Raw genomic sequence first — 19,107 nt, forward strand, 5'->3', positions numbered from 1 at the left:
GCTTCAAAGCAAGATTTATGCAAATACATACTATAGAAACGGGCAACTTCAAGCTGGATGGAGGAGCTATGTTCGGAGTAGTTCCAAAATCACTATGGTCTCGATTCAAAACGCCTGATGAAAACAATATGTGCAGTTGGTCCATGCGCTGTCTTCTCGTCGATTACGGTGACAGGCTGGTATTGATCGATACGGGAATGGGTGACAAACAGAGTGAAAAATTCTTTGGATACTATTACTTGTTTGGTGAGGATTCGCTCTTGAAATCGGTTGAGAACAAAGGATATTCCAAAGAAGATATTACTGATGTTGTCCTAACACATTTACATTTTGATCACTGCGGTGGTGCTGTTTCTCTGGATCGATCGAAAGAGCGATACTACCCCACTTTTCCAAATGCTACCTATTGGTCGTGTCAGGAACATTGGGACTGGGCCATAAATCCGAATGATCGAGAGAAAGCTTCCTTCCTGAAAGAAAATATACTTCCCATCCAAGAAGCTGGTCAGCTCAAATTCGTGACGAGAAATGAGAGGTGGAGTAAGGAAGAATTGTTTCCGGGATTCCGTCTCTTCTTTGCAGATGGGCACACAGAAAGTCAAATGATACCATACATCGAGTACGAGGGAAAGACCTTGATCTATGCTGCAGATTTACTGCCTTCAGCGGCTCATGTTCCTATGCCGTATATAATGGGATACGACGTACGGCCATTAGAAACGCTAAAAGACAAAAAGATATTCCTGGATGATGCTGCCGCTAAGGAGCAAATAATCTTTCTGGAGCACGACATTGACAACGAGTGTATTTTAGTTCAAAACACGGAAAAAGGCATACGCCTGAAAGAGTCATTTAGATTTAGCGAGATTTTCACTTAGAAAGAGACAAAAAAAAGATCCCACAAATCATTGTGGAATCTTCTTTATTGTAATCACTTTCAGTTCTGAAGAGTGATTCTAGTAGAAATACTACGTAGTCGTTTAATCGAAATTGTAGGTGTAAGTAGAATTTACTGAGTGCATTCTCACAGGGCTCCTTGGAATCGTGATAGAACTGTAATTTAGATCCTGCTGTTGATCATCATTACGAACAGCATTTTCTTGTTCTTCTTCCTTCTCATCTTCTTCAATCTCCATGATTTCAGATTTGATGACCTCTACGTCATATTGACTTCCTGTTGGTAAAGGAGATCTGGATTGACCATAAACCGTCGAAGAGAGCGCGGCAAAAACGAAAACTGATAGTATTCGGTTAATCATCTTCATAAATAATTTGAATTTATTGATTCGAACGGTGATACTGTAATATCAGTCTTCAGGTTTCAATAGATTTACAGATACGGGGCAAATCAAGGCTCAAAAAAATAGTACACTCGTCAGGACCAACCCTTCTTTCTTCCTTATAATCAGAGAAAAAGAGATCAGGTTTAAAAATTGACTTAAACAGCAGTACCCAAATGAAAATTATTTTTTTCAGTCAGCATTAAAAAAAAGAATGAAGATTTTAAATCAAACCAGACTTTAAGACAAAGAAAAATCCCGCACCACCATGCGGGATTTAAAAAATGTTGCCTCAGAATTAAAGCCTATGAAAATCAGAGAACAACAAGGCAGTTGGTTCTAGTCACGATTTGGCATCCACATAGAGTCACCAGTATAAATTTTCGCCGTACTAGGGTTAAGTGGTCTTTTAGTCGTTTTGAAGTATCGAATTTCTTCAGCAATGTCTGTAGACTCTCCGTCATCTTCGTCTTCATCTTCCTCAGGTTCATCATACTTGAATCTGGTGTCATTATTAACTTTTACCGTGCTTTCCGGCAAAGTTGTGCTTGACTGTGCAAAACCCACTGAAGAGAATGCAACAAAAAGTAGGACGAGTAATACTTGATTAATGGTTTTCATAATAGCCTGTTTGTTTAGTTTGTTTAATGTTTAACCTTTTAAAAATCCTCCAGCTTAGTTTGAGCTATTGGTGCCTATTGTTTGTTTGTATGTCTGACGACTAAGCTACCGGATTTGTTACTCGGTGATTTTCGATTTTGGTTTCTTTAACTTTGATTAACACGAATCGTATCGCTTTAACAGATTTATTACCAAGATCATAGGCACTCTTTAACAAAATCATTTTAAGCGTAGATGTAAATGGTAGTTTTGTGCCATGATTTCTTCAAAGTACATCGAGAATGCCGTGAACGAGATTGCTTCGCTGCAAGGTGTAGGAAAACGCACTGCCTTGCGTTACGTCTTGGACCTTGCAGGAAGGTCTGATGAAGACATCGCTCGTTTTATTAGATCTATTCAGGATTTAAAAGACCATGTGAAGCCATGCAAGAGCTGCCATAATCTGTCTGATACAGATATCTGCAATATTTGCAGTAACCCGAGCAGGGATCAATCCATCATTTGTGTAGTAGAAGATATAAGAGATGTAATAGCCATAGAGGCCACTCACCAGTACAAAGGCCTTTATCACGTTTTAGGTGGAAAGATTTCGCCTATGGACGGCATCGGCCCTTCTGATCTGAATGTGGGGACCTTATTGGAACGAGTGGATCACGAAGAGGTAAAAGAACTCATATTAGCTCTTTCCGCCACAATGGAAGGAGACACCACATCCTATTACGTTTACAAAAAGCTTGAGAAAAACGATCATCTAGTTACTTCAACCCTTTCCAGGGGAGTACCTGTAGGTGATGAACTCCAGTACACGGATGAGGTGACCTTAGGAAGGTCTATCGTTCAGCGGACCCCATATGATAAAAGCCTGCAATAAGTATGGTAGATCTTACGGTCGTAATAGTCAGCTATAATGTGTCTTACTTCTTGGAGCAGTGCCTGCACAGCGCACTCAAAGCTTCAGAGAGACTAAGCTGTGAGGTAATTGTAGTCGACAACAATTCTGTCGATGGATCAGTAGCTCTGGTCAGACAAAAATTTCCTACGGTAAAACTTATTGCAAACAAAGACAATGTAGGTTTTAGCAAAGCCAATAACCAAGCGATTCGCGAGAGCAATGGAGAATACGTACTTCTTTTAAATCCTGACACCTTGGTTGAAGAGGATACTTTCGCTAAAACGGTGGCATTCATGAATGAGCATCCCGATGCAGGTGGCCTTGGTGTGAAAATGATTGACGGCAAAGGACGATTTCTACCCGAAAGCAAAAGAGGCCTACCTACTCCATCCGTTGCATTCTATAAAATATTTGGTCTTAGTGCACTTTTTCCAAAATCGAAAACTTTTGGGAAATACCACCTCGGTTATTTGAGCAAAGAAGCGACCCACAGCATTGAGGTGCTCTCGGGAGCATTTATGCTTATGAGAAAATCAGTATTGGATAAAGTAGGATTACTTGACGAGGATTTCTTCATGTATGGTGAAGACATCGACCTTTCATACCGAATTATTTTAGGAGGTTACAAGAATTTCTACTTCCACGACGCTCGGATCATTCACTACAAAGGAGAAAGCACAAAAAAGAGTAGTGTAAACTACGTGTTCGTGTTTTACAGAGCTATGGTGATTTTTGCCAAGAAGCATTTCTCCAAAAGAAATGCGAAAACTTTTGGCTTCTTTATCAATCTGGCTATCTACATCAGAGCGGGGCTGGCCCTATTACAACGGTTCATTTCCAAGACCTTTATCTATCTCGCTGATTTTGCCATAGTTTTCTCGCTTTTGCTTTTGCTAAAAACTTGGTATGTATCCGTTTCGGGAATTACTTACCAAACCGAGTTGCTCCTCGCCGCCTTTGCTGCTTACACGGGTATTTGGTTGATCAGCAGCTACCTGAATGGAGGATATGACAGGCCATATTCCAATTTTAAAAACTTACGTGGAATTGCCATCGGCACACTCATCATCTTGATGATTTACGCTCTGCTTCCTGAGAGCCTTCGCTTCTCGAGGGCGTTGATCCTTCTAGGCACACTCACTACAACTGTTTATTTCCTTTTGAGTCGTAATCTACTCAATGCCATATCACCAAGCGAGGCGCAACTGCGCGAAGGGAAAATCGGAGTGATCGCAAGCGAAACGGAGTTTGAACGAATAGAAAAACTACTGACCGAATCAGGATTTCGGGGTATCAAGCCGCTTCGAATCTCTCCCGAAAAGGATAAAAGAGGAGAAGAAGCTCATGCAGATAGGCTGGCAGAAATCGTTTCTATTTACAAACTACAAACAGTCATTTTCAGCGGACTGGATGTTGCTTCTCAAAAAATTATTGGCCTAATGGCGAATACCGAATCAAAGGGGTTGCAGTTTAAAATCGCTCCACCGGAAAGTGCTTTCATCATTGGCAGCAACTCGATAGAGAGAGGTGGAAACGTATTCTTGATGGACTTAAACGCTGTCAATAAAGCCTCGAATAAGCGCAGAAAGAGGTCTTTAGACTTTGTTTTAGCGTTGGCCTTTCTATTTTTCTACCCCATTTTGGTTTGGGGCGTTCAAGAAAAATTCGGCTTTTTAAGAAATGTACTTTCAGTGCTCAGCGGCAGAAAATCATGGGTTGGCTATGCAAAAACTAAAACCAGCCAGCCGGATTTACCGAAGATCAAAATAGGAGTGCTCAACCCAATGGACAGAATCCGATTTCTAAAATCGCCTGAAGAGACGGCGAAAAAGCTCAATGCTATCTATGCCAGAGAGTACGGTTTAAGAAAGGATTTGGCCATTATATCATCAGGTTTCAGTCAATTAGGCAGAACTGATGCCTAGCCCCAATCAAATTGTGTATTGGGAATTTTCCGCTAATTTTGCGCCACCACAATAGAACTGAAATTTATGCCACAATTTGAAGTCTTACTTCCCAAAATGGGAGAAAGCGTAGCCGAAGCCACAATCATCAAATGGGTCTTGGAAGAAGGCGATTCTGTAGAGGCCGATGAGCCTCTGGTAGAAATAGCCACCGATAAGGTAGATAGTGAAGTCCCTGCTCCTGAGGATGGAGTTTTGGTAAAGAAGCTTTGCGAAGAAGGTGATGTGGTAGAAGTGGGTAAACCAATCGCCATATTTTCAACAGATGGTGATGGAGGTACGGCAACACCTGCTCCCGCAGCAGAAAGCAAACCTAAGGCCGTACCAGCTTCTAATGGAACAGAAAAAGTACAGAACGAACCTGTCCTTGCAGAGGCAGGAAGCAGCGAAAAAATTTCAAAGACAGGACCATCAGGTCGATTCTATTCGCCTTTGGTTAGAAATATCGCTGAAAAAGAAGGAGTCTCCATTAAAGAACTGGAGCAATTGGAAGGTAGCGGTGCTGAAGGCAGAGTTACCAAGAAGGACATCTTAAACTATATTCCAAACAGAGAAACTACAGCTCTTGTGGAGGCAAAAGCAGAAGCGAAGTCTCCGCCTAAGCAAGCCGCAGCATCGACAGGAGGAATCTCCATAAAGGCTCCGAACATTAAGGTTGGTCCTGATGACGAGATCGTTGAAATGGATCGAATGAGGAAAATCATTTCCGAACACATGGTCACATCTAAGCACGTTTCACCTCATGTTACCTCTTATGTAGAAGCCGATGTGACGAACATAGTAATGTGGAGAAACAAGTGGAAGAACAAATTCTTAGAGCGTGAAGGGGAAAAACTCACCTTCACTCCTATTTTCATCGAAGCCATTGCTCAAACAATCAAGGAGATGCGCGGAGTCAATGTGAGTACTGATGGTGAAAACATCATTAAGCGGAAGCATATCAACATTGGTATGGCTGCAGCCCTTCCTTCCGGTAATTTGATTGTACCCGTTATTCACGATGCTGATCAGTTAAATCTACTCGGAATAACAAAGAAAGTTAATGACTTGGCCGCAAGGGCGAGAGTAAATAAGTTGCTTCCGGAGGAGATTCAAGGTGGAACTTACACGCTCACAAATGTGGGAACCTTTGGAAATGTAATGGGCACACCGATCATAAATCAGCCCCAAGCGGCTATCATGGCCGTTGGAGCTATTCGAAAAAAGCCCGCGGTTATTGAAACTCCGGAAGGTGATTTTATTGGCATCAGACACATGATGTTCCTTTCGCACGCTTACGACCATCGCATCATTGATGGAGCATTAGGAGGCAGTTTTGTGCGCAAAGTGGCCGATCTTTTAGAGAGTTTTGATATCAATAGGGAAATTTGATAAAGTTTCTATAAGTCATCCTAACGGTTTATATTAGCTTTGGAACGATTATTTCCCCTGTTGGATGAATAGAACTCTACTTCTGAGCACTTTCTTTTTAGGTTTATTCTGCGCTACGGCTTCTGCTCAAAGCTTGTCATACAATCAGCGTTTTGAAGAAGCCATTCGCCTCGAGGCTGAAGGTGAGAAGCGTCAGGCTTTTGATGTCTGGACATCTCTCGCTTCTGATTTTCCAGAAAATGGAAACCTTCAATACCGTGCAGGTCTGGCACATTTACAATCATTTAATCAGCAAGCAGGAGCGCTTCCTTACTTAAAGCTCGCTGAAGGAATAGGAACTGATGGGAAATATGATCCGATCAGCCCGCAGGAGAAAAAATCGCCGATTACCCTCTATTTCTATCTTGGAAAAGCCCACCACCTCAACTACAACTTGGATGAGGCAGAGCTTTATTACGAGAAATTCACCAAAATTGCTCCAGCTAAGCATTTTCTTTTTGATGATGCCATACTGGGAATCCAGCAAGTTGAAAATGCTAAAGAGATCACCGCCAATCCGGTAGCTTTCAATATTCAAAACCTTGGTGACACCATAAATACTCCTTACCCTGATTACAGTCCGGTCATTTCAATTGATGAAAATTCAATCTTTTACACTTCAAGGAGACTTCGGGCTGATAGCAGCAACATTAATATTCTAGATCGAAATACAGGGGGGTATTATGATGACATTTACGTCTCTTACAAAGATAGGAGAGGAAACTGGCAAGAGCCTGAACTCTTGAATATCAACTCGGACATTCACACTGCCACGATGAATGTTTCGCCAAATGGCCAGACTCTTTATATCTATCGGGATGAAGATGGAGGCTCTATTTATGAAAGCACTCTGGTCGGAGAAACCTGGACCAGCCCTATAAAGTTACCTGCCCCCATTAATTCAAGCGCATGGGAAACACATCTTGCCGCTACGGCTGATGGAAGTACCGTTTATTTTGTCAGCAATCGAAAAGGTGGATTGGGAGGTAGAGATATCTGGCGATCAAAAAAATTGCCCGACGGCACATGGGGAGAGGCATACAACATGGGAGCCATTCTTAACACCCAGTACGAAGAAGATGCTGTGTTCATTTCGCCTGATGAGAACACACTCTACTTCAGTTCTCAAGGTCACAATAGTATTGGAGGCTTTGATGTGTTCAGCACTACAAAAGATACTGAAGGAAACTGGGGCACTCCAAAAAATATTGGTTATCCCATTAATACAACCGATGACGATGTGTTTTTCGTGACCAGTGCAGATGGAAAAAGAGCGTACTTCTCTTCTTTTCGTAAAGAAGGCTATGGAGAAAAAGATATTTATCTGCTGGACCTACCCGAACCACAAGAGGTTAGGTTGGCGCTATTAAAAGGAGTGATTATTCCTGCTCCGGGCGAAAAGCTCCCAAAAGATATTTCAGTAGCTGTTACGAATAAACAAACAATGGAGACGTCTTTTTATACGCCTCGTGAGCGAGACGGTAATTTCATCGCCATACTACCACCCTGTTTCGATTATGATGTTGAATATTTCATAGATGGTAATACCGCTGGAACGGACTCCTTCAGTGTTGATTGCGAGAGCGCTTACAGAGAAATAGAGAAAATTCTGCTACTCAATCCTGTTCTTGTGGGAAGCGATGGAAAATCAATATTCGTTTCTACGACAACAGAGGACAATGAACCTGCCACTTTCAAGAAATTCTTTGGCTATAATGCGAATGAGGTTGCGATGGAGGAAGAAATTTTCAAAAATTTCATGAAGCAACTAAAATTGAAAGCTGCAAAGAATGGTACGGTAGAAATTACAATTGTGGGTAGTGCTTCCCAAGTTCCAACCAAGACTTTTGGAAGGAACAAAGTATTAGCCGATCTGAGAGCCAGCAATGCAAAGGAAAGAATACTCAATGTGGCCAAAGAGTTGGAAATTGATCCTGATGTAATCGTTTTCAAGACTGTAGAAGGAAAGGTTCAAGGACCTACCTACAAAGGAGACTTCTTGGAGAATGAAGACACATACCGCAAATTCCAATACGTGGAAGTAACTGCCAAATGATCTATACTTTAAATCAAAAAGCTCAATTGAAGTGAATGTACCTGAATTGAGAGATGTAAATTCTACATATTGACAGCACCAATCCGCCTCTTATTACTATTTACATTATTCCTCTTTGCGTTTAGAAGTTCTGCTTGGTCTCAAAATCATGACGTTGCCAATGCCGCATTCAATGAAGGAAATTATTTGGTGGCTGTGGAACAATATTCCAAGTTGATTGACAGGGAACCTGACAATCCTATGTACAACGAACGTTTGGGTAAAAGCTATCTTAAAACATACATCGACCCTCTGTTGGCACTGGACTATTTGCTTCAGGCCGAGAGCTATGATAAATTCGATAAAAGTCTATACCTCGACATTGCCAAAGCCAGCACCTATCATCTCGACTTCGATCAAGCTCTATTCTATCTCAATAAGTTTGAAGAAGCAGGCGGAGTGAAAAAGAAGAAGCGCTCCGAATTCTATAAAATGAAAGATGACTGTATTGCAGCGCAGGATCTTTTAAAATACCCTGTTGATGTAAATTTCAGTCGCCTGAGCGAGAATGTGAACTCCATTTATCCCGATTATCACCCATTCGTTACTAAAGATGGAAAAACCCTTTACTTCACCTCAAGACGAAAACTAAAACCAGGAGCAAAACCTGAGTTTGACGGATACTTTCCTTCTGACATATTTGTAAGCGAACGAACTGAAACAGGATGGGCTGAAGCTGAAGTATTACCAAGTCCTATAAATACTCCTTACGATGAGCAAGTCGTAGGTATTACAGATTCCGGTGATAGCATCTTTTTCTACATCGATCACGTGGATAATTATGGCGATATTTTCTTATCCACCAAAGAAGTAGGACGATTTAGCAAACCCAAAAACTTAGGTGAACAGGTTAACTCGGGAAGCGTGGAATCTGCCTGTTCAGTATCAAAAGACGGTAAGATTATGCTGTTCAGCTCCGAAAGGGATGGAGGGTTTGGCGAACTCGACATTTACATGGTAAAGAAATTGCCAAGTGGAAATTGGGGTGAACCGGAAAATCTTGGTGAGGAAATTAATACACCGCTCAACGAGGACTTCCCTACCCTCTCGGGAGATGGGCTGACCATGTACTTTAGTAGTGACGGCCATCCGGGTATGGGAGGCTACGATCTGTTTTTTTCCACCTGGGACGTTCAGAACAAGGTTTGGTCAAAGCCCCAAAATCTGGGTTACCCCTTGAACTCGCCATTTGACAATAAAACCATTTCCTACACTCAAGATGGTGAAACGGCTTATGTAACTCGGATGGAGCCAGGTTCAAATACTCAATTAGATATTTACGAAGTGAGATTCAATAAAATGGCGACGGATGACCCAGCCATATTTCTCATCAACATACCGGCTTCTGCGACCATTGAAGGCGCAGCCCCTGAAATCGTGATCAAAAATGATTTGGATGAAGTAGTGGGCAAGTACATGCCAAATAAAATTTCCGGAAGATACATCTTGGCACTCTACCCGGGAAAATACTTCCTCTATGTAGATGCAGAAGGTTTCTTGCCTTATACGGAAAAATTGGTGGTGAACAATTACCACACAAAGCAAGACGCCAATGTCAAGCTCATTAAATTGACTGAAACAGAATGAATTTAAATCTGAAAAAACCTCTCGCCTTTTTTGACCTTGAAACAACGGGGGTTAATGTGGCTTCAGATAGAATAGTAGAAATCGCTATACTCAAAGTCTTTCCCGACGGGAGAATCGAGAAAAGACCAAGTACTGAAAACGAAAGATTTCTGATCAATCCACAAATGCCTATTCCTATCGAAACATCGATGATCCACGGCATTTACGATGAAGATGTGAAGGATGCTCCGAGCTTTTCGGATGTAGCAGACAAAATATTCAAGTTTCTCTTTGACTGTGATTTGGCAGGTTTCAATTCCAACAAGTTTGATGTACCCATTCTGGCTGAGGAATTCTTGAGATGCGGTATTGACTTCAGCATTGAAGATCGAAACTTAATCGATGTACAAAACATCTTCCACTTAATGGAGCAACGCACGCTGAAGGCCGGATATAAGTTTTACACGGGTAAGGATCTGAATAATGCCCATGAAGCCATGGCAGATGTCGAAGCAACATATGAAGTTTTTCTAGCTCAGATAGAAAAATACAAAGAAGCGGAATATGAAGACCGCGACGGCAACAAGACAGTTCCCATCGTAAATGATATGGATAAGCTTCACACCGTGTCTCAACGGCACAGGAATGTAGATTTCTTAGGGCGATTTGTTTACAACGATGACAACGTTGAGTGCTTCAACTTCGGTAAACACAAAGGAAAACCCGTCACTGAAGTATTGCAATCAGAGCCAGGCTATTATGGCTGGATGATGAACGGCGATTTCCCATTATATACGAAGAAGGTTCTGAAGTCGATAAGAGAAAAAATGTAAGCATGAAGATTATCTGTATTGGAAGAAACTACGCAGACCATGCACTAGAGCTGAAGAATGAAATCCCATCTGAACCTGTCATTTTTTGTAAGCCTGACACTGCACTTTTACCAAAAAATCATCCCTTCATTTATCCTGAGCACACCAACGATTTAAATTTTGAATTGGAATTGGTGCTGCGGATTAAGAAAGTAGGAAAGCATATTAATGCAGTGTTCGCTCATAAATATTATGATGAAGTTGGCTTGGGAATAGACTTCACCGCACGAGACACTCAGCAAAAATGCAAAGAGAAAGGTCTACCCTGGGAAAGAGCCAAAGCTTTTGACCACTCCGCCCCCCTTGGAAAGAAATTCGTAAAACTGAAAGACCTGCCCGATTCAACCAATATCCATTTTGAACTAAAGAAAAATGGTGAAACCGTTCAAGTAGGAAATTCGTCGCTGATGCTATTTCCGTTTGACGCTTTGGTATCGGAAGTATCCAAATTTTTTACTTTAAAAATCGGTGACCTGATTTTCACCGGAACCCCTAAAGGAGTAGGTGCCGTAATTAAAGGAGATGTCCTAGAAGGATTTCTCGAAGGGGAAAAGTTGCTGCACTTGGAAGTGAAATAAAACTCTAGTTGTTTTATTCAAGGAAATTCCGCAATTTCATGGGCTTATCGGCTCTTACCAAGGCCTTAACCAATCTTGGCAATTTATGGGTGAATTGAATGTGTATGTGGTTGAAACAAAAGATCAAAGAAAGAAGTTTGTTTCTGCCATCTTGAAAGATATGCTCGCATTGGAGACGATGCTCGAACGTGGAATGTTCGAATCGGGTATAACCAGAATCGGCGCAGAACAAGAATTTTGCTTTGTCGACAAAAATTTAAGGCCATCAATTATAGGCCTAGAGGTTCTCGAGGATCTGAACGATGACCATTTCACTACAGAACTTGCCAAGTTCAACCTAGAGGCTAACTTGGACCCTCTCGTTTTCACAGGAGGAGCCTTGAGCCAATTGGAAAGTGACCTAAGGGGACTTCTGGAACACGCCGATGAAAAGGCAAAAGCAAGAGGAGCCAGGGTTTTATTAACAGGTATTCTGCCCACCATTCTTAAAGATGATCTCGAATTTAGAAATATCACTCCTTACGAGCGCTATAGAGCACTGAATGATGCTATGATTAAACACCGTGGCGGTGATTTCGAATTTCACATCAAAGCCACTGACGAGTTAATCACGAAGCACAACACCATGCTTTTCGAAGCTTGCAACACGAGCTTCCAAATCCATCTGCAAATAAACCCCGACGAATTTGTAGATAAGTACAATTGGGCCCAAGCTATTGCAGGTCCTGTTCTGGCTGCTTCTACCAACTCTCCTCTCCTTTTTGGAAAAAGACTTTGGGATGAAACACGCATTGCTGTTTTCGAACAAACGGTAGATCTAAAAAATCAGCGAAACCCGGATCGTGAGCAAAAAAGCCGCGTAGACTTCGGCACGGATTGGCTCAAGGAGAGTGTAACCGAGATATTTCAATACGACGTTTCTTATTACCGGCTATTGCTCGCAAGCGATATACAAGAAGATGCCATGCACGTACTGAAGTCAGGTAAAATTCCAAAACTGAAAGCTCTCTCTCTACACAACGGCACCATCTACAAATGGAATCGTCCCTGCTACGGTATTACCGATGGTAAGCCCCACCTTAGAATAGAAAACAGGTATATTCCTGCAGGCCCGACCATTATTGACGAAATAGCCAATACAGCTTTTTGGCTCGGGTTGATGGAAGGAATGCCGGATGATATTGGTCAAATTTCAGAACAACTTGACTTTGATAACGCCAAGCTCAACTTTCATAAAGCTGCCCAAATGGGACTATCAGCCCAGTTCAGATGGACCGATGGAAAAGTACACACTGCCGAAAGCCTTTTGCTGGAGCAGCTGATTCCCATGAGCCGTAAAGGGTTGCAGAAAATGAAAATCAATGAGGAGGACATATCTCGGTACATTGATGTCATCGAAGCAAGGGTGAAAAAGCACCAAACAGGTTCAATCTGGTTGGTACAATCATTCAATAAACTCAGAAAGGACGCAAACATCGAAGAAGCTGTTGTAGCTGTAACTTCGGGAATGCTCAAACGTCAATACAGCGGCTTGCCGGTTCATGAATGGGATTATCCTACGAAGCAAGAAAGCGGGTCGTGGGCTAGCAAGTATCGATATGTCCACCAAGTGATGAGCAAAGAGCTCTACACCGTTCAAGAAGATGACCTAGTTGAACTGGTCTCCAACGTAATGAATTGGCGAAAAATTCACCATGTTCCCGTTGAGAATGAGGAGGGTGAAGTAGTCGGAATAATTTCAGCCGGAGACATTATCAAGTATTATTGCAAACATGCTGAAGACGAAACGATTACTGTGGATCATATGATGATTAAAAATCCGATTACTGTAACCGCACAGACTGAAGTGGTCGAAGCACTGAAAATTATGCGCAGGAGCAATTTAGGCTGTCTCCCCGTAGTGAAGGAGAAAAAGCTCATTGGAATTTTGACAGAGTTTGATTTCGTTTACATGGCCGAATACCTTTTTGAAGAACTACAAACTATTGAAGCCGAAAGAGATTAAGTTATTCGATTTTATAGAAGGCCGCTCTGTAAATATTCAGCGCGAAATTGCAGCTATCAAGGGCGATAAGCCCGGGCCTAATATCGTTTTCATCGGTGGTATGCATGGCAACGAGCCAACCGGAGTTTTGGCACTTCACCATGTAATGGAGCAACTGCACCAACTCAAGCCACTCATTTCCGGGAATGTATATGCACTAGTAGGAAACCTAACTGCTCTGGAACGTGGAGAACGATTCATAGTCAATGACCTCAACCGCATATGGCAAGCCGATAAGGTCGAGAGGGCGCGAAAACGCGACTATCATCCTGATGAGATGATCAATGAGGTAGAGGAGCAAATCGAGCTTTGGGCATACCTGGATGGACTCTTGAAAGAAAGCAATCAGAAGTTCTATTTCGTCGACTTACACACAACTTCAGTGAAGTCTGAGCCGTTTATTTTCATGAGTGATACCTTGATGAACCGTCAGTTCATCAGAAAAATGCCGGTACCGGTTGTGATAGGTATCGAAGAACACTTGGACGAACCACTCCTGAGTTACGTAAATGACTTGGGATACCCTTCTCTTGCCTTTGAAGGCGGCCAACACACCGACCCTGAATCTGTGAGAAACCATGAGGCGATGATTTGGCTTTCATTGGTTAATGGTGGATTGATGAAGAAAAGGGAAGTACCCAAGTACCGAAAATACTACCACCAACTCTATCATGCTACGGAAGGAAACAAGAAGGTGTATGAGATCAGAATGCGCCAAGCCATACATCCAGGCGACAGCTTCAAGATGGTGAGTGGTTTTAACAATTTTCAAAAAATAAAGAAAGGCGAACCTTTAGCTACACTAAACGGGCACAAACTCAAAGCCAATGAAAATGCGCAGATTTTCATGCCGCTTTATCAAGAAAAAGGGGAAGATGGATTCTTCATCATTCGAATAATTGCGCGGTTTTGGCTTTCTGTTTCTTATGTTTTTCGCAGGTTAAATCTTTATCGGATACTTGGCTATCTGCCGGGTGTCCGTCGTTTTATGGGTAGTGACCACGTTATGGTGGTAAACCGACAAGTAGCCAAATGGTACAGTGTGGAAATTCTCCACTTAATGGGATACCGACGCAAAAAGAAGCAAGGTCATTTGACACTTTTCATCCGTCGAAAATTTGATCTGAGAGGTCCTTGGAACGGCAAAAAACAGAGGTAACAATTCCTTCTTTTTAACGTATTGCAATAACAAAAGTCAAAGAGTTCCGTTGATTTTCAACTGCAATGAAAACCTGTATGTGAGCATCTTTTTATTTGGCTCTCTTTTTGCTACTAGCGCCTGAATATTTTTATCCCCATGAAACCACTGTTTTCCGTCATCACATTACTTCTTCTGACAACTGCAGGAGTTGCTCAAAGCCCTATCGCCGAGAGTACTACTACATTCAATATTTACAGAGATGGCAAAATGCCATCATCTTCGAGTGAGGAAGTTGAAAGTTGGAATATCAACGACTCACTTCTTTATATTCCCTCTTATGATACGTATTGCTCTTGGAATACGGAGCGTGTACATCCTTACAAGGATGACTTGAGATTCATGAAGGACACTGTTGTACTTGTTTTAGCTCCTGATAGTTGCGACTTTGTTTCGCCTTACACAGGTAGAAAAACAAGTGATTTCGGTTATCGACGATACCGCTACCACTACGGTGTAGACATCAAGCTCTATCGAGGCGAAGAAGTAAAATCTGCCTTTGAAGGCGTGGTGCGAATAGCTCAGTACGACGGCGACTATGGAAAAGTAGTAGTAGTACGACACCCAAATGGACTAGAAACCCTTTACGCTCACCTCTCGAAACTCGAGGTGAAAGAAGGGGATAAAGTTGAAGCAGGAGATGTTGTCGGCCTTGGTGGAAGTACTGGAAGGAGTACAGGAAGCCATCTGCATTTTGAAGCACGCTACAAAGGAGAACCTATCGACCCCAACGCTTTGATAGAATGGGAAACAGGTTACCTATGTCACGATACACTTTCCTTGAATCAAGAGCATTTCGAGTATCTGGTAGAAGTACGAAAACGCAAATACCATAAGATACGCAGCGGTGACACCCTTTCAGGAATAGCCAGAAGATATGGTACTTCTGTGAGAAATATTTGCAGACTCAATGGAATTAGGAGTACTACTACCTTGCGCATAGGTAGAACGCTCCGCTATAATTGATAGACCTTGGCCAAGAAATCCACACCTAAGCCACGAAAATCACCAACCAAAAAGAAAAAGTCGAAAAGTAAATCCAATTGGAAAAGGCGAATTATCAAATTCAGCCTTTTCGCATTTTTTGGAGTGCTGCTTCTGCTCTTTTTACTTTTCGGTGCCGTTTACATCGGGTTGTTTGGGCCGTTACCTTCCAAGGCTGACCTCACGGGAATCAAACAAGAAAATGCCAGTGAAATTTATTCGTCCGATGGCGAGCTGCTCGGAAAGTACTTCATTAAAAATCGTTCAAGTATTAGCTTTGGGGAAATTCCTCAAAACGCAATTGACGCACTTGTTGCTACTGAAGATAGTCGGTTCTTTGAGCACGAAGGAATAGACTTTTACAGCATTCCGAGGGTTGTTATTAAAACCATCATCTTGGGAGATAGGTCGGGTGGTGGCGGTAGCACCATTTCACAACAGCTGATCAAAAACCTATTTGGACGAGCAGATCACGGAGCCCTTTCAATGCCTGTGAACAAACTCAAGGAAAACATCACAGCGCTTAAGCTCGAGGACATCTATTCGAAAGAGGAAATCATTACCCTCTATCTCAATACAGTGAGTTTTGGCGAGAACGTTTACGGCATTAAAGCAGCCGCTCAGCGGTATTTCGATAAAACTCCCGATGAACTTGAACTCACAGAAGCTGCCACTCTGATAGGGATGCTCAAGGCCAATACATCGTATAACCCTCGATTATACCCCGAAGCTTCAAAAGAACGACGAAACGTTGTACTCGCGCTGATGGTGCGCGAAGGTTCTCTCCCACCCGACGAGCTCATTCAGCTTCAGGCCGAGCCTATAAAATTAGATTATCAAAAACTCGAAGGTCAATACGGCCCGGCTCCATATCTGCGAGATTTTCTAAAACCAAAAATCACCAAAGTCTTAGAGAGCACCGATCGCGGAGATGGCAAGCCTTACAATCTCTACAGCGATGGGCTGAAAATTAGTCTTTCGATTGATTCTCGACTTCAAGCCAATGCCGAGGTAGCGGTGAAAAAACAGATGCGGAGGATTCAAGCTGATTTTGACACGCACTGGAAAGGGAAAAAACCCTGGGGAAATGACGAAAGCTTCCTTTGGAACGAGGCCAAAAAATCCATACGATACAAAAGACTGTCTAATGCCGGCCTTGCGGAAAAAGAAATCAAAGAAATATTCTCGACTCCGACTCGTCTCAACGTTTTCACCTTCGATGGATATCAATCAAAAACAATGAGCCCGCTCGACTCCATCGCTTACCACCAGATGATTCTTCAAGCAGGCTTCATGGCCATGAACGCCAAAACTGGAGATATCCTGGCATATGTAGGCGGAATAGATTTCGGGCATTTTCCTTACGATCATATCACAAGCCACCGCCAAGTGGGCTCTACCTTCAAACCGTTTGTCTATGCTGCTGCGCTTGAAGCAGGTATCAGACCTTGCGATTATTTCGAAAATGAACCAATCATCTTTAGCAACTACGATGATTGGAGTCCGCAAAACTCAGGCGGACCAGAGGGCGGGTTCTACACGGTAAAAGGTGGTTTGGCAAAATCTGTGAATACTATCGTCGCTAGGCTCATCGCCGAAATTGGTCCTGATGCCGCTCGGAATTTGGCACAGCGACTCGGAATCAGATCAGACTTGCCCGATGGCCCTTCCATTGCCTTGGGTGTAGCCGATTTATCCCTTTTGGAGATGGTTCCCGCATACAGCGCTTTTGCGAATGAAGGAATCTTATCCGAACCCAATTTCATTTTGAAGATTGAAACGGCTGATGGGAAGACGCTTTTTCAATCCAAGCCGAAAAAGGGTGAAAAAGCCTTGGATTACGATGTGGCGGCTACTATGCGGGAAATGCTCGAATTGGTGGTAGACAGCGGAACAGCTCGCTCTCTTCGATCCGTCTACGAAATAAAAACGGATATCGGAGGAAAAACAGGAACAACGCAGAACAACGCCGACGGGTGGTTTATGTCAATCACTCCCAATATGGTTTGCGGAGCTTGGGTGGGTGGTCAATCACCATTGGTTCGCTTTCGATCGACAAGGCTAGGCCAGGGAGCTGCTACCGCCCTACCCATTGTTGGCGAGTTTATCAAATCTTCTGAGTCTGTAAAAACCACTAAGCCGCTCGTGGGAACACGATTCCCTGATACGGATGCAGATGTTCTTCTGGATATGCTCTGTCCTATCTATGTCGAAAATCGGACTGAACACTTTCTTGAAGACTTGTTTGACAAAGAATCTCGACAGGAAAGACGTGAACTTCGCCAACAAGCTCGTCAGGAAGAACTTCAGGAAGAGTACGAGGAAAAAGAAGAGAAAAAAGGCTGGATGAATCGGCTTTTGGACAAACTCAGCAAGAAGAAAAAGTAAACGTAAATACGTTACGTTCTGCGAATGTTCCTTTGAATAAAAACAAAGGTATGATCGCAACAACATCTTCAAATCAAGCAGTACCTCAGCTGCCCATCCGTTATTTCTCAGAACCCTTCTACCTCGACCGTACTTATTTAAGTGGCTTAGCCTACTACGATTATCACTTGGCATATCGATCCATTTCCAATGGCGATCCACTTACGTTGAAACGAGAACCCAATAACAAATACGATCGATTTGCAGTCGCAGTTTATTTTTGCGGTCGAAAGCTTGGCTACTGGCCGTTTCCCGAAAATAAGGCTATCGCCAATCTGATGGATAGAGATGTAAGGGTAAAGGCTCGGGTGGTCTCCATTCATCCCGATAAGAACGAAGTATATGAAGCTCTTTCGGCCGAGGCCTTTGTGAGCATGTAGCGGGAGGATTGCTTACTTTCGCCGCAGTTTGGAACCTATAGAAATCGCCATATCAATCGGTGGTGGCTTCATCGCCGGTATCATCAATACTCTAGCGGGAAGCGGCTCAGTTATCACACTGGCTATTCTAACAGAATTGCTCGGACTACCCGGTGGAGTGGCTAATGGCACCAATAGAATCGGCGTAGCTCTTCAAACCGTTTCCTCTTCGGTCACTTTCCAAAAAGCGAAGATTCTCACATTAAAGGAGCAAGCTCGACCACTTATTTTAATGGTAGTCGGCGCTTCCATCGGTATTGCGCTAGCGTTGAATATCAGCAATGACCAATTCATGGATGTCTTCAAGTACATGGTCGTCGCATTATTCTTCGTATTGCTCATTAAACCAAAACGATGGATTTACCCAGACGAGTCTAAGCCCACTTGGCCTCGACCGCTGCTGGACTTGTCTTATTTCTGCTTGGGCATTTATGGCGGCTTTATCCAAATGGGAATGGGCATCTTCTTCTTGGCTATTGCCGTAATTGGCGGTCGTATGCCCTTGCTCAAGGCAAACGTAATCAAGGTACTGGCCATTGGCATCTACACCATTCCAGCCATCATATTTTTCGCTTTTGACGGAAAAGTGCACTGGCTTTATGGCTCCACCATTGGCATAGGCCAATTGGCAGGAGGGTGGATTACCGCCAGATATGCGGTGAAATTCCCCAACATTAACACCTATGCATACTACGCTCTATTGGTGGCAGTGGCACTTTCACTATTTTCTCTTTTTGATATTTTCTAACCCTACCCC

16 protein-coding genes and 1 pseudogene are annotated in these 19,107 nt (G+C 42.9%); 15 read left to right on the plus strand and 2 right to left on the minus strand.

Annotation, left to right across the window (positions count from 1 at the left end; all coding sequences use genetic code 11):
• The first annotated feature begins 17 nt into the window (after positions 1–17).
• Positions 18–878 (plus strand): MBL fold metallo-hydrolase, encoded by an 861-nt coding sequence (locus O3Q51_12190; protein MCZ4409575.1) that lies wholly within the window; start codon positions 18–20, stop codon positions 876–878.
• A gap of 102 nt (positions 879–980) precedes the next feature.
• On the opposite strand, the gene O3Q51_12195 is transcribed toward O3Q51_12190, so the two are convergent.
• Positions 981–1,259: a hypothetical protein gene (locus O3Q51_12195; protein MCZ4409576.1), complete on the minus strand. Its 279-nt coding sequence runs from the start codon at positions 1,257–1,259 to the stop codon at positions 981–983.
• Between the two features lie 360 nt (positions 1,260–1,619).
• Entirely contained in the window at positions 1,620–1,901 is a 282-nt protein-coding gene (locus tag O3Q51_12200) for a hypothetical protein (GenBank protein ID MCZ4409577.1), read from the minus strand.
• A gap of 256 nt (positions 1,902–2,157) precedes the next feature.
• Here O3Q51_12200 and recR point away from each other — a divergent pair, with 256 nt between their 5' ends.
• The 14 genes and pseudogenes from recR (at position 2,158) to O3Q51_12270 (ending at position 19,098) form a co-directional block, all read left to right on the plus strand.
• Positions 2,158–2,772: a recombination mediator RecR gene (gene recR, locus O3Q51_12205; GenBank protein MCZ4409578.1), complete on the plus strand. Its 615-nt coding sequence runs from the start codon at positions 2,158–2,160 to the stop codon at positions 2,770–2,772.
• A gap of 2 nt (positions 2,773–2,774) precedes the next feature.
• Positions 2,775–4,718: a glycosyltransferase gene (locus O3Q51_12210; GenBank protein MCZ4409579.1), complete on the plus strand. Its 1,944-nt coding sequence runs from the start codon at positions 2,775–2,777 to the stop codon at positions 4,716–4,718.
• A gap of 66 nt (positions 4,719–4,784) precedes the next feature.
• Positions 4,785–6,128 (plus strand): dihydrolipoamide acetyltransferase family protein, encoded by a 1,344-nt coding sequence (locus O3Q51_12215; protein ID MCZ4409580.1) that lies wholly within the window; start codon positions 4,785–4,787, stop codon positions 6,126–6,128.
• 64 nt (positions 6,129–6,192) lie between these two features.
• A complete protein-coding gene (locus tag O3Q51_12220) occupies positions 6,193–8,223 on the plus strand; it encodes a hypothetical protein (protein MCZ4409581.1) in 2,031 nt (676 codons plus the stop codon).
• Between the two features lie 69 nt (positions 8,224–8,292).
• Positions 8,293–9,849, plus strand: coding sequence for a hypothetical protein (locus O3Q51_12225; GenBank protein ID MCZ4409582.1), 1,557 nt, complete (start codon positions 8,293–8,295; stop codon positions 9,847–9,849).
• Complete coding sequence (locus O3Q51_12230) at positions 9,846–10,661, plus strand: 3'-5' exonuclease (protein MCZ4409583.1); 816 nt, start codon at positions 9,846–9,848, stop codon at positions 10,659–10,661. Before O3Q51_12225 ends, O3Q51_12230 begins: the two co-directional genes overlap by 4 nt.
• A gap of 2 nt (positions 10,662–10,663) precedes the next feature.
• Entirely contained in the window at positions 10,664–11,278 is a 615-nt protein-coding gene (locus tag O3Q51_12235) for a fumarylacetoacetate hydrolase family protein (protein ID MCZ4409584.1), read from the plus strand.
• 85 nt (positions 11,279–11,363) lie between these two features.
• Positions 11,364–13,283: a glutamate-cysteine ligase family protein gene (locus tag O3Q51_12240; GenBank protein MCZ4409585.1), complete on the plus strand. Its 1,920-nt coding sequence runs from the start codon at positions 11,364–11,366 to the stop codon at positions 13,281–13,283.
• Positions 13,246–14,481, plus strand: coding sequence for a succinylglutamate desuccinylase/aspartoacylase family protein (locus O3Q51_12245; protein MCZ4409586.1), 1,236 nt, complete (start codon positions 13,246–13,248; stop codon positions 14,479–14,481). Before O3Q51_12240 ends, O3Q51_12245 begins: the two co-directional genes overlap by 38 nt.
• A 381-nt stretch (positions 14,482–14,862) precedes the next feature.
• A pseudogene (locus O3Q51_12250) lies at positions 14,863–15,237 on the plus strand (M23 family metallopeptidase).
• Between the two features lie 63 nt (positions 15,238–15,300).
• The gene (locus O3Q51_12255; protein ID MCZ4409587.1) at positions 15,301–15,486 is read left to right on the plus strand and encodes a LysM domain-containing protein; all 186 of its coding nucleotides are present in this window, start codon (positions 15,301–15,303) and stop codon (positions 15,484–15,486) included.
• Between the two features lie 6 nt (positions 15,487–15,492).
• The gene (locus O3Q51_12260; protein ID MCZ4409588.1) at positions 15,493–17,892 is read left to right on the plus strand and encodes a transglycosylase domain-containing protein; all 2,400 of its coding nucleotides are present in this window, start codon (positions 15,493–15,495) and stop codon (positions 17,890–17,892) included.
• Positions 17,893–17,942: 50 nt separating this feature from the next.
• The gene (locus O3Q51_12265) at positions 17,943–18,311 is read left to right on the plus strand and encodes an HIRAN domain-containing protein (GenBank protein MCZ4409589.1); all 369 of its coding nucleotides are present in this window, start codon (positions 17,943–17,945) and stop codon (positions 18,309–18,311) included.
• A gap of 28 nt (positions 18,312–18,339) precedes the next feature.
• A complete protein-coding gene (locus O3Q51_12270; GenBank protein MCZ4409590.1) occupies positions 18,340–19,098 on the plus strand; it encodes a sulfite exporter TauE/SafE family protein in 759 nt (252 codons plus the stop codon).
• The last annotated feature ends 9 nt before the right edge of the window (positions 19,099–19,107 follow it).

The organism is Cryomorphaceae bacterium 1068, assembly GCA_027214385.1.
Classification (GTDB): domain Bacteria; phylum Bacteroidota; class Bacteroidia; order Flavobacteriales_D; family Cryomorphaceae; genus JAKVAV01.

Excerpts from the sequence above, each read along its gene's own strand:
- O3Q51_12200 (MCZ4409577.1), bottom strand. The coding sequence starts at position 1,901 with ATGAAAACCATTAATCAAGTATTACTCGTCCTACTTTTTGTTGCATTC.
- O3Q51_12210 (MCZ4409579.1), top strand. The coding sequence starts at position 2,775 with ATGGTAGATCTTACGGTCGTAATAGTCAGCTATAATGTGTCTTACTTC.
- recR (MCZ4409578.1), top strand. The coding sequence starts at position 2,158 with ATGATTTCTTCAAAGTACATCGAGAATGCCGTGAACGAGATTGCTTCG.
- O3Q51_12220 (MCZ4409581.1), top strand. The coding sequence starts at position 6,193 with ATGAATAGAACTCTACTTCTGAGCACTTTCTTTTTAGGTTTATTCTGC.
- O3Q51_12265 (MCZ4409589.1), top strand. The coding sequence starts at position 17,943 with ATGATCGCAACAACATCTTCAAATCAAGCAGTACCTCAGCTGCCCATC.
- O3Q51_12240 (MCZ4409585.1), top strand. The coding sequence starts at position 11,364 with ATGGGTGAATTGAATGTGTATGTGGTTGAAACAAAAGATCAAAGAAAG.
- O3Q51_12195 (MCZ4409576.1), bottom strand. The coding sequence starts at position 1,259 with ATGATTAACCGAATACTATCAGTTTTCGTTTTTGCCGCGCTCTCTTCG.
- O3Q51_12190 (MCZ4409575.1), top strand. The coding sequence starts at position 18 with ATGCAAATACATACTATAGAAACGGGCAACTTCAAGCTGGATGGAGGA.
- O3Q51_12235 (MCZ4409584.1), top strand. The coding sequence starts at position 10,664 with ATGAAGATTATCTGTATTGGAAGAAACTACGCAGACCATGCACTAGAG.
- O3Q51_12215 (MCZ4409580.1), top strand. The coding sequence starts at position 4,785 with ATGCCACAATTTGAAGTCTTACTTCCCAAAATGGGAGAAAGCGTAGCC.
- O3Q51_12230 (MCZ4409583.1), top strand. The coding sequence starts at position 9,846 with ATGAATTTAAATCTGAAAAAACCTCTCGCCTTTTTTGACCTTGAAACA.